Below are 13,810 nucleotides of genomic sequence, written 5' to 3'. Positions count from 1 at the left end.
TGCCGCTCAGGTCGTCGCTGTCGAAGAACACCGCCACCGGGTTACCGGACAGGGGCTTTTCGGCAAACGCGTCGACCACTACATAGGTGTGCATCAGGTCTCTCACTCGTCGGGCGGCGCCGGGACGGCGGGGCTCAGGCCGGGTCGGGGGCGGGGGCCGGGGCCAGCAGGCCGGCCAGGACCGTGCCCACGATGCGGGGCCCTTCCCGGGTCAGCACGGACTCGGGGTGGAACTGCAGGGAGGCGAAACCCGGGCCGCGCAGGGCGTGCACCTCGCCGCTGTCGGCGTCCCGGCTCACCTGGACGGGACCGGCGCCGCGGAGGACGTCCGGGGTGAACTCCTCGTCTTGGCTCAGCAGCGCGAAGGTGTTGTAGAAGCCGACGTGTTCGGTGGTGCCGAACAGGCTGATCTGCTTCTGCACGCCCTGGTTGGGCACCGTGCGCCGGCGCAGTGGCAGGCCGAGCTGGAGTCCCAGGACCTGGTGGCTGAGGCAGACGGCCAGGAAGGGCCGCTGTTCGCGCAGGAGGGTGGCCACAGCGGTGTGCAGGTGGCGCATCTTGGGGTGGGCCAGTTCCTGGGGGTCGCCGGGGCCCGGTCCCATCACGATGAGGTCGTGGCCCTCGAAGGCGTACTCCTGGTCGTAGCGGCGCACGGTGACGTGCAGGCCCAAAGAGCGCAGCTGCTGGTCGATCATCGAGGTGAAGGTGTCCTCGGCGTCCACCACCAGCACGGAGCGGCCGGCCAGTTCGGGCAGGGGCCGGGTGCGGGCATCGGTGCCGGCGAGCCAGAAGCCGGCGATGGTGTCGTTGCGCAGTTCCAGGGCCTGGCGCACGGCGGGGTGGTCGGCGAAGCGCAGGCGGGTGTCGCCGTTGAGGGCGGCGACCAGTCCGGCGGCCTTGGCGCGGGTCTCGGCGGCTTCGGAGGCCGGGTCGGAGTGGCGCACGATGGTGGCGCCCACGCCGATGGACACGCGGCCCTGGGGGCTGATGTCGGCGGTGCGGATCAGGATCGCGGAGTCCATCTCGCGCCGGCCGTTCGCATCGCGTCCGATCAGGGCGGCGGCGCCGCTGTAGTAGCCGCGGCCGCCGGGCTCGTACTGCTGGATGATGCGGCAGGCGCTCTCCAGGGGGCTGCCGGTGACGGTGGGGGCGAACATCGTCTCGCGCAGGATGTCGCGCACGTCGCGGTCGGTGCGGCCCTCGATGAAGTACTCGGTGTGGGCGACCTTGGCCATTTCCTTGAGGTAGGGGCCCACCACGCGGCCGCCGCCCCGGCAGATGCGGGCCATCATCTTCAGTTCCTCGTCGAGCACCATGTACAGCTCGTCGGTTTCCTTGCGGTCGCCGAGGAAGTCCAGGACTCCCGAGAGGGTGGCGCCCGAGGGCGGGTAGCGGTAGGTGCCGCTGATCGGGTTCATCACCGCGAGGCCGTCCTGCAGGCTCACGTGCCGCTCGGGTGAGGCGCCGACCAGGATCCGGCCGCCGGTGTGGATCAGAAACGTCCAGTGCGCGCCGCTCTCGCGTTCCAGCAGGCGGCGGAAGAGGGCGGGGGCGCTGCGCGGGCCGTAGGCGGTGATGTCGGCGACGAAGGTGCGCTTGATGACGAAGTTGGCGCCCTCTCCGGTGCCGATCATCTCCTTGGCGATGCGGCGTACGACGTCTTCGTAGGCGGTGTCGTCCACGTCGAAGTCGCCGCCGGCCAGGGCGGTGGGCACGTCCGGGATGCGGGCCAGGGCCTGGGCCAGGGGGATGTCCTGCTGGCCGGTGACGGTCATGGCCACCAGGGGGGTGTCGTCGTCGGTGCAGGCGAAGCCGCGTTCGGTCAGCTGCCGGTAGGGCATGACGACCAGGACTTCGTGCCGCGCCCCGCCACCGCTGCCGCTGTTGTTGTCGCTGTCGCTGTCGCTGGTGTCGTCGGGCAGTGGGATGTCGGCCAGGGTGGCCGGCCAGGACACCGCGCCGGTGAGGACCTCGACCGTGGCCGGGCCCGGCCGGCCGGGCCGGTGCAGCAGCGCGAAGGCCGGTGTCTCGCCCTGCAGGGCACGCTCCAGGAGGTCGGCGGGGTGGGCGGGGTGGGCGGGTGCGCCGTGCTGCGTCATGCGAAGACTCCCTTGACGGTGGTGACCCGGGCGCACCGTTCGGCGGCGTAGGTCAGGGCCGAGCGGTGGTAGTCCTGGGAGAAGTCGGCGGTCGCGTCGGCGACGAAGAAGGGCTGGATGTCGTGGGTGAAGGCGTCGATGGCGGTGGCCAGGACGCCGACGTGGGCGTAGACGCCGCACAGGATGAGCTGGTCGCGGCCCGCGGCGCGCATCCGCTGCAGCAGGTCGGTCTTGAAGAAGGCGCTGTAGCGCCATTTGGTGAGCCGCCAGTCGTCCTGGGCGGGGGCCAGGGCGTCGACGACCTGGCGGTCCTCGGGTTCGGGGCGCATGCCCGGGCCCCAGAAGTCCTTGAGCAGACCGCGCTGTTCCTCGCTCATGCCGCCGGGCTGGGCGGTGTAGGCGACCGGGACGCCGAGCTGGGCGCAGCGGTCGCGCAGCCGGGCGGCGTTGGCGATCAGGTCCTGGCGCAGGGTGTCGGGGAACGGCTTGAGGAAGTAGCGCTGCATGTCGTGCACCAGGAGGACCGACCGGTCGGGCTCGGCGTTCCAGGACACGACCGCCGCGGGCAGGTCACCCTCGGCGGGCAGCGGATACGGGTGGATGGAAGGTATGCCGGTCATGGCTGTAGTCCTCGCCTTGATGCGTGGATGCGTGGTGCGCGTGCGGGTGCGTGCCGTGGGTGAAGGCGCCCTGGGGGGTGGGGTGGTGCGCTGCCTGGCCCCCCGGCCGGGCGGTCCGGGGGGCCGGGCGGCGGGCCCGGGGGTGGCCGGTTGCGTCCTTGCGGGCGCTCCGGTTGGTCCGGGCGGTCCGGTCAGGCCGGCCAGGCGGAGACGACGGACAGGGCCTGGGCGGGGTTGAGGCGGGGGTCGCAGAAGGAGGTGTAGCGCTCGCCGACCCGGTCCAGGTCGGCTTCGGTGGTGGCGCACTCGGTGACGTCGTTGGGGGTGGTCTCCAGGTGCAGGCCGCCGGCCACGCCGCCGGCGCCGCGCACGGCCTGGACGAAGCCGGTGACCTCCCGTGAAAGGGTCTGCACCAGGCGGGTCTTGTAGCCGCCGGGGGCGGTGACGGTGTTGCCGTGGACCGGGTCGCACAGCCAGATGGCGGGGTGTCCGGCCCGGCGTACGGCCTCCACCAGCAGCGGCAGCCGGTCGGCCACCGCCATGGCGCCCATGCGGGCGATCAGGGTGAGGCGTCCCGGGTCGCGCCAGGGGTCCAGCCGCTCGCACAGCGCGAGGAGTTCGGCCGGTTCCATGGAGGGGCCGACCTTGCACGCCACCGGGTTGCTGACCTGGGACAGCATCGCCACGTGGGCGCCTTCGACCTGGCGGGTGCGCTCGCCGATCCACGGCCAGTGCGTGGAGCCGAGGAACAGCCGGCCGTTGTCGTCCATGCGCAGCAGGGGCGTCTCGTAGTCGAGGAGCAGCGCTTCGTGGCTGGTCCACACCGGGGGTGCGACGACCTCGCGGCCGGCTGCCCGGTCGCGCCAGCCGAGGTATTCCACGATGTTCCCGGCGGCCATGTAGCCGGTCAGGAGGCGCAGCGGGTCGGGGCGCCGGCTCTCCGCGTCGGGTTCGGGGCCGTTGACCATGTGGCCGCGGAAGACCGGCAGTTCCACGCCGTCGACGGTCTCGGTGGGCTTGGAGCGGGGTTTGGCGAACTGGCCGGCGATCCGGCCCACGCGCAGCACCGGTTTGGCGGTGATCAGGCCCAGCGAGCCGGCCAGCAGGTCCAGCAGGGCGGCCTTGCGGGCGACGTGTTCGCGGGTGCATTCCTGGGGGTCCTCGGCGCAGTCGCCGGACTGCAGCACCAGCGCCTCGCCGGCGGCGACCTTGCCCAGCAGGGTGCGCAGGGTGGCCAGGTCGTCGCCCTCGACGAGGGTGGGGCGGGTGGCCAGTTCCCCGGTCATCCGCTCCAGCTGGGACAGGTCGTTCCATTCGGGTTGCTGCAAAGCCCCGCGGATACGAATCTCCCGTATGACGTCTTCCATGGCGTACTCCGATCCAGCGGTGATGAGGCGACGCTCAGGTGGGTATGCCGGTGCGCTTGATCTCCGGGACCGGAATGCCGAGCGCGCGCAGCTGCTGGAACGGGTTCATGAACTCGCGGTTTCGCTTGATCTTTCCGTTCTCCAATTCGAAGGAGTGCAGGAAGTGGTTCTCGTAGTAGCCCTCGGGGTAATCGCCGAAGCGGATCTTGCCGCGTCCGTCGCATTCCACCCAGATGTGGTTGGGGTCCTGCGTCTCGAAAATCTTGATGTTGTACCACTCCCAGTCCGGGAAGCAGTCCAGCGACCACACGGCGTGCTCGGCGAGCCGGTCGCGGCCCACTGTCTCCACGGGTGATCCGGTGTCGGTGGTCCACAGGCCGCCGCGGCCGTCCTCGGTGAACAGCTCGTGGCGGCGCAGCCGGTCCTGGCCGCGGGTGTGCATGTATTTCTCGACCGTGGCGCGGTTCGCGCGGCGCAATTCGGCCGCGTCGGAGAATCCTTCGGCCGGGACGGATTCAGACATGGGTGGGCCCCCCTTGGCGATAATGGAGTAGGCGGAAAGAAGCATGCGGCGGATGCCGGTATACCCCCGCCGGCTTGCGGTGATCTTGCCCGAACCGACGGGGCAAATCAACAGCGTTCAAGCGGTTCACCAGGGATGTGATGCAACGTTCAACTGGTGTGGGGGCAGGCCGGTTCCGCGCGCTGGCATGGGGCATCCAGAACGCTTCTTTGATCATTTGCTGTGGTGAATACGGAAAGGGTGTGGCCGGTCGCGCGACGGGCGCGGACCGGCCGTGGCCCGCACGCCGCAAGGGCGTGCGGGCCACGGTGGAGAGGTGGGGCCGCGGCGGGCAACGGCGGTCCGGCGGCGGCCGGTTGCGGGCGAATCGGCCCTGGAGGGGGCGGGTCCGGCGCTCGGGGCCGGCCCGCAACTCCCCTGGCCCGCAGCGGTGTTGACCGCATCACGCAGGCACTGTTTTCGGGCAGGGGAGGCTTGCAGAAATAGTGACACGGGCGGCGCCCGCCACCAAGGGCCCTTGGTGGTGACGTGGGTCACTGCAAACGGAGGCCGCCGGGGCGGGCCCGCACGGGTGCCGCGGGGCCCTTGGCGCCGGTGGGCCGCATGGGCCGCAAGTGCGGCGGCGCGATGCGGAGTTCACCGCCCGCCCGCGGGCGGGCGACGGCCAACGGCCGCGGGCGCGGGCGGAGTTGGGGGCAGCGGTCGGGCCCGGCTTTCGCCCGTCTTGAGAACGGGCGGGTCCTGACCCGGCTCCGTACCGCTCCCGCCCGTGCCGGCCGGCCTCTGGCCAAGAGCTCCGAGCGCGGCTTTGACTTGCTCGGACACGGCAACGGCAGTGAAGGGGCACGAAACGTGCGCGCACGGGGCATCAACTACGACACCGGGTTCCTCCCAGGGGAGCAACTCTCCCGCAAGAGCTTCCCCCTTGAGACGGTCCGGCACGACATGGCGGTGATCTCCGCAGAGCTTCACTGTGACGCCGTTCGTATCTCGGGACGCGAGCCCGAACGGTTGAGCATCGCCGCACGACAGGCGGCAGAGGCCGGCCTCGAGGTCTGGTTCGCCCCCTTTCCCGTGGACCTTCCCCGCGACCGGCTGCTCCCGTTCTTCGCCGACTGCGCCGCTCGGGCCGAAGCCGTACGGGAGGCCGGCGCCGATGTGGTGTTCGTCGCCGGATGCGAGATCAGCGCGTTCTGCGGCGGCTTCCTCCCGGGCGCCACCTACGGCGACCGTATGCGGGCCATGGCGGCCGCCGACATGGCGTGGTGGTCCTCCCTGAAACCGGTGCAAGAGCGCCTCAACGACTTCCTCCCCCAGGTCGCCGCGACCGTCCGCAGGCGCTTCGGCGGGCAGGTCACCTACGCCTCGGCTCCCTGGGAGTTCGTTGACTGGGCTGCGTTCGACGTCGTCGGCATCGATGCCTACCGGGCCTCCTACAACGCCGGCAGCTTCCGTGAGGAGTTGCGTGGGCACCTCGCCCACGGCAAGCCCGTCGCGGTGACCGAGTACGGAACCTGTGCCTACCGGGGCGCGGGCGAGCGTGGCGGCATGGCCTGGCAGGTGCCCGGCGGCGCGGTCGCGGACGAAGACGAGCAGGCGCGCTACCTCACCGAGTTGCTGGACATCTTCGAGGACGAGGGCGGGGACACCGCGCTCTGGTTCACCTTCGCCGGCTACAGCAGGCCCGGGCAGCAGGACCTCGGCTCCTACGGCGTCGTGCGGATGCTCGACGAGAGGCGCTGGGAACCGAAGAAGGTATTCCACACGATGGCCGCCAGATACCGACGCGGCTGATGTCCTAAGACCTCCGGTCCTTGGCAGCACCCGCCCGGGTGGGCGGGCTCGCGGCGGGCGGGCTCAGGTCGTGCGGTAGGCGACGCGGCCGGCCATGGCGGCCAGTTCGTCGCGCCAGAGGGGGTCCAGGGGGGCGTCGGCGATGGCGTTGCAGCCCTGTTCGACCAGGACGGCGATGTGCTTTTCGACGTCGTCCAGGACGCCGGTGTCCATCAGGCGGGTGCGTACCTCCTCGGGGGTGTGGCCCGGTTCGGTGATCAGGCGGTGGATGCGCTCGTCGCGCTGCATCGCCCAGCCCAGCAGCAGGGTCATCTTGTGCTGGCTGAAGTCGAGTCCGGCGGGCTTGCCGGTGTCCGCGGAGTCCCCGAAGGCGTCCAGCAGGTCGTCGCGGAGCTGGAAGGCCTCGCCCACCGCTTCGCCGTACTGCTGGAAGGCGGGGGCCAGGTCGGGGCGGCCGGCCGCGCCGGCGCCGATGGCCAGCGGCCGGTGGATGGTGTAGCGGCCGGACTTGACCAGGGCGATCAGGCGGGAGAGCTGGGGGTCGACGGAGAACTCGGCGGCCGCGGTCATGTCCATGTACTGGCCGATCATGACTTCGGAGCGCAGCTTGTTCCACACCGGTATCGCCGCCGGCGGGGCCTTGGACATCAGCTCCTCGGAGTAGACCAGGCCCAGGTCGCCGATGAGGATGGCCACGCCTTCGCCGTAGCGGCGCGATTCGCCCTGCCAGGCGCGGTCGGCGTGCAGCGCGGAGTGCTGGACGTGGACGGTGGGCCGGCCGCGCCGGTGGCTGGAGGCGTCGATGATGTCGTCGTGGATGAGGCCGGAGGCGTGCAGCATCTCCAGGGCCGCGGCGGCGGCGACCACCCCGGGGTCCTTGGGGTCTCCGCCGGCGGCGAGGTAGCCGGTGAGGCAGAAGGCGGGGCGGATGCGCTTGCCGCCGGCGGCAAGCAGGTCGGAGAGCGCGTCGATGGCGCCGGCGGTCTGCGCGTTGATCTCGATCCACTCGGCGCGTTCGGCCGCGAGGAAGGACCGCAGCCGCTGCTCCATCGCCTGGAGCAGGTCGTCGCGGACGCGGCGCGCGGAGGCGGCCGGTTCCTGGCCGTGCGCGTCGGGCCGTGCGGGGTTTTCCTTCAGCATGCCTATCTCCTCGGTTGGGTGTCGGGCAGGGCAGGGGCGGCCGCCCCCGGGGGCGAGCGGCCCGGCGGGCGGCGGCGTCCGCGCCCTGCCGCCGCTCCCCCGCGCCCGCCCGGGTATTTCACAAAGCAGACATTGCATGGCCCCGCAAAGACCTGAAGGAGACTGGAGTTCCCCTCCAGAAAAGGGGAATCTAGAATTCCCCTTTAGGGGCGATCGATTACGAAATGAAAAATTCATACGGCCTGGATTACCGCTCAGTCCCCGCCGGAGCCAGCGTTGACACCCCCGAGCGCCCATGGAACTCTCCCAAGTGCACCTCCGGCTGCAGCTCGGCAGTACCGGGGATCTGCATCACAGCGGGGGGACGGAACACCTATGGCAGCCGTATTCGATGAACATGCCATGGCCTGTGTGCGACGGGCCGGGGTCAAATCCTTTGCCGGGATTTCCTGACCGGGATCGTGAAGCCATACCGATCATGACGGCATTCCAGTCGTTCCAGTCTTTCCAGTCGTTCCGGCGGCCGCAGTGCGGGGATTTTTCTCATCCTCTCCCCCATGGGCCCTTCGTTTCAGTATTCACCACGGCAATGGGCATGGGAATGCGCGGCCCCCTGCTGATGGCGGGGCGCGTCAGCCCGTGAAGGAGATTCATTCGATGGAGTTTCATTCATGCCCCAGGCGGCATGCGCACGCGCAGGACGTGTGCGTGGCGGCCGGGTCCCTCCTGTGCGGCGCCTGCACCGGGCAGCTGGCCCGTCAGCTGCGTGCGCTGCCCGGTCTGCACCAGGAGGGTCTGCACCACATTCTGCCGGCGCCGCGGCGGCGGAACCCGACGAAGGTGTCGGGGTCCCGCCGGCGGGATCATCTGAACCTGTCCGCGCTCGATGCCCGGAACAACAGTGCGGCCGTGCTGGAGTCGTGGGCCGGGTATGTGGCGGAGGAAGCCGGGGCCGGTCCCGTGCCCCGTTCGGTGCCGCAGCTGGCCGGTTTCCTTCTGCGTCATCTTCCGTGGCTTCTCCTGCAGCCGCCGGCCGCCGATTTCGCCGATGAGATCGAGGCCCTGCACCTGGAATTGCTGCATGCGATCGACCCCGAGCCCGGTGAGCCCGGTGCGCCTCTTCTCATCGAATGCGTCATCGACCGCTGCCCGGGGAAGATCAACACATCTCCGGTGCAGGCGAGAGGCACGGGCAGGAGCGGCATCAGCTGTTCTTCGGGGCATTCCTGGGAAATGCGGGAACTGCTCGCCGTACGGCATCTCATGAATCATCAGCGAAAGGAAGCCGCATGAACCGGCCGCCGCGCCACAGGCTCGTTCCCACGAATGTGGCCGCTCTCGCCGCGGGTGTGTCCGAGGCGACCATCCGAAAGTGGGTGAGCCGGGGGAAGATCACGCGTTATGGCACCCCGGGCCGCTCGCAGTTCGACATAGAGGAACTCACGGTGATCGCCCTGCAGCGCCGGCGCTGAGCTGCCCCCCCCCCCCCCCCGGCCCATCGGGGGTGCGGGCGGCCCCTGTTCCGCATGCCGCGGGGCGGGGGCCGCTTCGCCGGGGCGGGGGTCAGGGCCGGTGGGCGGGCAGGGTGCGGGTCAGGGCGCGGTCGGTCAGGGCCGGCGCGGCGCCGGTGTAGGCCTGGGGGTCGAACAGGTCGTGGTGGCCGCTCCCGGCCAGCAGGGTGCTGACCTGCGGGTCCTGGCGCAGGGTGTCGGCCAGGGGGGTGCCGGTGCGCGCGGCGTGGGCGCTGGCCTGATTCAGCAGTTCGGTGGCGCGGGCCTTGCCCAGCGCCGGGGCCAGGACCGCGGCGATCCGCTCGGAGACGATCTGGCCCGCGGTGAGCGCGGCGTTGGCGCGCATGCGCGGGGCGTCGACGGCCAGGTGGGACAGGAGCTCCACCGCCTGGTGGGTGGCTCCCCCGGTCAGCCGCAGCAGGGCGCGCAGCGCCTCCCATTCGGCGTGCCAGGCGCCGGCGGAGCGTTCGTCCTCGCTCAGCATGCAGCCCAGGACCGTCGCGGCCAGCTGCGGGCTCTGCAGGGCGGCGGAGCGGATGGCCGTGGCCAGGACGGGGTTGCGTTTGTGGGGCATCGCCGAGGAGGCGCCCCGTCCGGCGGGGGCCGGTTCGTGGACCTCGCCGACCTCGGTGCGGGTCAGCGACAGCACGTCGACGGCGATCTTGCCCAGGGCGCCGCAGGTGAACGCGGCGCCGTGGGCCAGGTCCACCACGGGGGTGCGCAGGACGTGCCAGGGCAGCAGCGGGGCGCTCAGACCCAGTTCGGCGGCGAAGGCGCGGGTGAGGTCGGTGACGTAGGCGGCGGGGTCGGTGCCGGGGGCGTGCTGGAGGTAGCCGGCCAGGGTGCCGGCGGCCCCGCCGAGCTGGACGGGGCCGCTCGCGCTGAGCTGCTGCAGTTTGTGGGCGGCGTCCAGGACGAGGTGGCGCCAGCCGGCCGCCTTGCAGCCGAAGGTGGTGGGGACCGCGTGCAGGGCCAGGGTGCGCCCGGCCATCAGGGTGTCGCGGTGGGTGCGGGCCAGGCCGGCCAGGACCTGTTCGATGTGGTCCAGGTCGGCGCGGATCAGGCGCAGGGCCCGGCCGGCGACCAGGACGGTGGCGGTGTCCAGGATGTCCTGGCTGGTCGAGCCGCGGTGTACGTAGGCGGCCGCGTCGGGGTCCTGGGCGGCGACCAGGGCGGTGAACTCCCGTACCAGGGCCACCACCGGGTTGGCCGACTGGCGGGCCTGGCGGGCCAGGTCGGGGAGGTCGAAGAGGTCGGCGCGGGCGGTACGGGTGATCACCTGGGCGGCGGCGGGCGGGATGGTGCCCAGCTGGGCCTGGGCCCGGCTCAGGGCCGCCTCGGCGTCCAGCATGGCCTGCAGCCAGGCGCGGTCGCTGACGGCCGTGACGACGGGGGTGTCCGCCCACACCGGTGCGAGCAGCCCGGCCTCCGCCTCGGCCGCGGCCTGCCCGGCGGGCGCCTCGAAGGGGCGGTCAGTGTGCATGGGGGCCTCCGTCTTCGATGCCTCTGGTGCCTTCGGCGGCTCTGGTGCTTTCGGTGCCTGTGGTGGCTTCGGGGTGTTCGGGGTGGGCGCCTGCCCGGGCGGGGGCGGGTGGGGTGCAGTCCAGGGCGGCGCGGGCCAGGGCGTCGGCGTCGGTGAGGGTCACGGAGTTGACGCCGGGGCGGATGCCGGCGGCGGTCACCCAGTGCGCCCCTTCGGTGGGCACGCCGAAGGCGAAGCGGCGCGGGTGGGGGGCTCCGGCGGCGTCGATGAGGTGGAAGGGCCGCCCGGTGACGGCCAGTCCGTCGCTTTCGTGGCCGGTGCCGCCGTCGCGGGCGGGGATGCGGTGGGTGGTGCACTGGCCGGTGGCCAGCAGGTGGCGCAGCAGCCCGTCGCCGGTGCGGCGCAGGGTGATCGCGGGCAGCCGGGCCTCGATCAGGGCCTCGACCGTGACGGCCGAGCCGGGCACCAGCGGGGAGGCGGCCCGGTAGCCGCCGGCGGTGGCCTCCACGGTGAGGCCGGGCCCGATCACCCGCAGCACGCCGGCCTCGATCAGCGCGATCATCTCCTGCACGCGCCGGGCGGGCGGGCCGATGGACAGGTGGGCGTTGAGCGGGGTGTACCAGCCGTCCAGGTCGCTGCGGTGGGAGTGGCCGTGCAGGCCGGCGTGGTCGACGATGAGGCGGATCTCGTTGCGCAGGTCGCGCAAGACGTCCAGGGCCGCCTTGAGGGGGCTGCTGAGGTTGCCGGCGGCGGCCTCGGTGACATCGTCGCGCAGGTGGTCCAGGAGCCAGTGGGTGAAGTCGCTCGGGCCGGTGAACTCCCGGTCCCGGTAGGGGCGGGCGAGCAGGTCCCAGTCCCAGCGGTACTTCTCCCCGATGCCGTAGGAGGCAAGGACGGCGTCCTTGTCCTCTTCGCCGGCCGCCAGGTAGTCCGCCTGCAGCCGCGCGGCCCGGCTGCTGTGGCCGCGGGAGGTGAACAGGGTGCGGTAGTAGACGGCTTCGACCTCGCGGGAGATCAGCGGCCACACCTCCTGCCGGAAGTCCAGGCCGCCTTGGGCGCGGGCCCGGCGCAGGGCGTCGATGCGCTCGGGGGTGAGCAGCAGCGGCTGGTGGCGGCCGTGGGGGCCTTTCTCGTTCTCGCCTCTGGCCTGGTAGGGGATGCCGCGCCGGGAACCCGCCCACAGCCGGGGCTCGTTGCCGCTGGGGTGGTAGCGCAGCCGGCCGGCGGTGCGGGAGAAGGAGCCGCCGCGGCCCAGGGTGAGCTGGGCGAGGTAGTCGAAGAAGTTCAGGCCAAGGCCGCGCAGAAGGACGGTGCTGCCCGGGGCCAGGGCGCTCAGGTCGACGTCGGCGGGGTTGGCCGGGGCGATGTGGCGCAGGCCGTGTGCCGCGGCCCGGGCGGCGAAGGCGTGTTCGCCCGCATCGGGCGCGGCCGGCAGGTGGCCCTGGCACAGGATCACCGCGTCCAGCCCGCCCAGGCGGCGGCCGTTGCTCAAGGTGACCTGCTGGCGCGGCGGGCCGGCGGGGCCGGGTTCCTCGTCCAGGGTCAAGGCCAGCGCGCGGTGCACGCTGACCCGCACCCCGGGCGGGGCGCCGGTGATGACGCGCTGGTAGGCCCAGCGCAGGTAGTGACCGTAAAAGGCGCGGGTGGGGTAGGTGTCGGGGCCCAGGGTGCGGGCCTGGTCCAGCACCTGGCGGGGGTGTTCCCCGCCGATCTCGCCCGCGGCCAGCGCGCGGGCCCACTGGTGCAGGCTCGGCCCCGGCTCCAGGGGGCCCTGCAGGTCCACGGTGGCGTCGGTGAACACCGAGATCTGCCCGGCGACGGTGTTCATGAGCAGGTGGGGCGACTGGTCGGTGCGCCACACCTTGCCGGGGCCGGGCGGGTAGGGGTCGACGAGGTGGATGTGAACGGCGGTGGCGCGCGGGTGGGAGCGGGCGTTCGCACACAGCCGCTCCAGGACGGACAGTCCGCGCGGTCCGGCACCCACCACACACACCGTGCACTGTGTCGCTGTCATGTCTACCGTTTCTGCTGATCACAAGAAGAGGGGGCGTGACCGCACGCGCCCGGGCCGCCATCGCGGCGCCGCGGCACGGGGCCGGCGCACCCGCCCCCCTGGGGCGGGGGGCGGGCACTGCTGCGCACGGCCCCCACACGGCCCGGGAGAGTCCTCGACCGGGCCGGCCCCCGCCCCACGGCGCGCACGACGGCACACCGGCAGAAGAACAAAAACAGGGGGGCGGGACAGCAACAGGGGGGCGTGCGGAAAAGGGTGAACGGGCGGAGGCAGGGGCCCCGTTGGCGGGCCGGGAGGATCCGGCCGCGAGCGGGCCCCTGGCGTCCCTCGAGCGCCGTCCGTCAACCGCTGTCGCGGGGCGGACGGTAGCCGTTCACCATGGCAGCAGGGCGGACCCTGCGGCGATGCCGCCTCCACAGTGCGCCGCCGGGACCAGCCCTGGGCGGCAGACGTCCCCTTGGCGGCCGGCGGCGACGACCCCGGCGGCCGCGGCCACGGGGGCGACCGCGGCGACGCGGGCCGGACGGCAGAGCGGTCCGGTGCCGGGCTCGTACTGCACGGGCCGGAGGGCTGTCCCTGTCTGTCGGTCCGGCCGGCCGTTCCCGCTCCGCGCCACGCCCGCGGATGCGACTGCGGCCGGGCCGGCCGTTTGCCGGGCCGGGCTGCGCCGCGTGCGCCCGCTCCGGTCCGCACCGGCCGCTGTGGGCGCCGCGGTCTTGTCCCCGGAGACGATTCGAGCAAGCTCTTGTACGTCCGCGCCGTTCACCGCGGTCTCACTCATGCCTCTCGCCTCCTCTGCTCCAACTACTGCTCGTAGCACTGCACTTGCTGCTGTCCTTGCCGCAATGGGCGTAACGCGTACGGGGGTTGGGCCGGGCCGGGGCTCAGCGCCGTTGGTAGATGCGCTTGTGGCCGCGGAGGCCGGCCAGCCGGAAGGGCCCGCTGGTCTGTTCCGGCGTCGGGTATTCGCCGCCGTCGGTGGGAAAGGACCGCTCGTGCAACTCGCGGTAGCCCGCATAATCCAGCACCGTGCGCCGCTCGATCGCCGCCCGGTGCTCCACCGTGCGCAGCCGCTCCCGGTAGCCCTCCACCACCCGGCCCGCGAAGAACTCCGCGACACTGCCCGAGCCGTAACTCAAGAACCCCACCGCACGCCCGCTCAAATCCTCCGCCTGGTCCAGCAGCGCCGCCAGCGCCAGATACACCGACGCCGTATAGCTGTTGCCCACCACCCGGTTATAGGCCGTCGAGGGCCCCAG

The 13,810-nt window shown here is 72.2% G+C and carries 12 protein-coding genes; 3 read left to right on the top strand and 9 right to left on the bottom strand.

Annotated elements, in window-relative coordinates; translation table 11 throughout:
- Positions 1-134: 134 nt before the first annotated feature.
- The 4 genes from ACZ7DY_RS36655 to ACZ7DY_RS36640 all read right to left on the bottom strand — a co-directional run bounded on the left by ACZ7DY_RS36655 (position 135) and on the right by ACZ7DY_RS36640 (position 4,609).
- Positions 135-2,099, bottom strand: coding sequence for an anthranilate synthase family protein (locus ACZ7DY_RS36655; protein WP_471143620.1), 1,965 nt, complete (start codon positions 2,097-2,099; stop codon positions 135-137).
- Positions 2,096-2,719, bottom strand: coding sequence for an isochorismatase family protein (locus ACZ7DY_RS36650; protein ID WP_471143618.1), 624 nt, complete (start codon positions 2,717-2,719; stop codon positions 2,096-2,098). Before ACZ7DY_RS36650 ends, ACZ7DY_RS36655 begins: the two co-directional genes overlap by 4 nt.
- A 191-nt stretch (positions 2,720-2,910) precedes the next feature.
- Entirely contained in the window at positions 2,911-4,086 is a 1,176-nt protein-coding gene (locus ACZ7DY_RS36645; protein WP_471143616.1) for a 3-deoxy-7-phosphoheptulonate synthase, read from the bottom strand.
- A gap of 34 nt (positions 4,087-4,120) precedes the next feature.
- On the bottom strand, positions 4,121-4,609 hold the full coding sequence (locus tag ACZ7DY_RS36640; RefSeq protein ID WP_471143614.1) for a PhzA/PhzB family protein: 489 nt from the start codon (positions 4,607-4,609) through the stop codon (positions 4,121-4,123).
- 852 nt (positions 4,610-5,461) lie between these two features.
- Between ACZ7DY_RS36640 and ACZ7DY_RS36635 the strand changes: the two genes are divergently transcribed.
- Positions 5,462-6,403, top strand: coding sequence for a hypothetical protein (locus ACZ7DY_RS36635; protein ID WP_471143612.1), 942 nt, complete (start codon positions 5,462-5,464; stop codon positions 6,401-6,403).
- Between the two features lie 63 nt (positions 6,404-6,466).
- Here the strand turns inward: ACZ7DY_RS36635 and ACZ7DY_RS36630 are convergent, their stop codons facing one another.
- Entirely contained in the window at positions 6,467-7,543 is a 1,077-nt protein-coding gene (locus tag ACZ7DY_RS36630; RefSeq protein WP_471143610.1) for a polyprenyl synthetase family protein, read from the bottom strand.
- 657 nt (positions 7,544-8,200) lie between these two features.
- Between ACZ7DY_RS36630 and ACZ7DY_RS36625 the strand changes: the two genes are divergently transcribed.
- Complete coding sequence (locus tag ACZ7DY_RS36625) at positions 8,201-8,836, top strand: hypothetical protein (RefSeq protein WP_471143608.1); 636 nt, start codon at positions 8,201-8,203, stop codon at positions 8,834-8,836.
- Positions 8,833-9,015 carry a MerR family transcriptional regulator gene (locus tag ACZ7DY_RS36620; protein ID WP_471143606.1) on the top strand — a complete coding sequence of 61 codons (183 nt, stop codon included), beginning with the start codon at positions 8,833-8,835 and terminating at the stop codon, positions 9,013-9,015. Before ACZ7DY_RS36625 ends, ACZ7DY_RS36620 begins: the two co-directional genes overlap by 4 nt.
- 91 nt (positions 9,016-9,106) lie before the next feature.
- On the opposite strand, the gene ACZ7DY_RS36615 is transcribed toward ACZ7DY_RS36620, so the two are convergent.
- The 4 genes from ACZ7DY_RS36615 to ACZ7DY_RS36600 all read right to left on the bottom strand — a co-directional run.
- Positions 9,107-10,537: a nitrosuccinate lyase gene (locus ACZ7DY_RS36615; RefSeq protein ID WP_471143604.1), complete on the bottom strand. Its 1,431-nt coding sequence runs from the start codon at positions 10,535-10,537 to the stop codon at positions 9,107-9,109.
- On the bottom strand, positions 10,527-12,551 hold the full coding sequence (locus tag ACZ7DY_RS36610; protein WP_471143602.1) for an FAD/NAD(P)-binding protein: 2,025 nt from the start codon (positions 12,549-12,551) through the stop codon (positions 10,527-10,529). The genes ACZ7DY_RS36615 and ACZ7DY_RS36610 overlap by 11 nt, the downstream gene beginning before the upstream one ends.
- A 373-nt stretch (positions 12,552-12,924) precedes the next feature.
- Positions 12,925-13,110 (bottom strand): hypothetical protein, encoded by a 186-nt coding sequence (locus tag ACZ7DY_RS36605; protein ID WP_471143600.1) that lies wholly within the window; start codon positions 13,108-13,110, stop codon positions 12,925-12,927.
- Positions 13,111-13,435: 325 nt separating this feature from the next.
- On the bottom strand, positions 13,436-13,810 hold a 375-nt coding region (locus tag ACZ7DY_RS36600), incomplete at its 5' end, for a hydroxymethylglutaryl-CoA synthase (RefSeq protein WP_471143598.1).

Source organism: Streptomyces sp. NPDC037013 (assembly GCF_055607265.1).
Note: the sequence above shows the minus strand (reverse complement) of the source record. Positions and strands in the feature narration are given on the sequence as shown.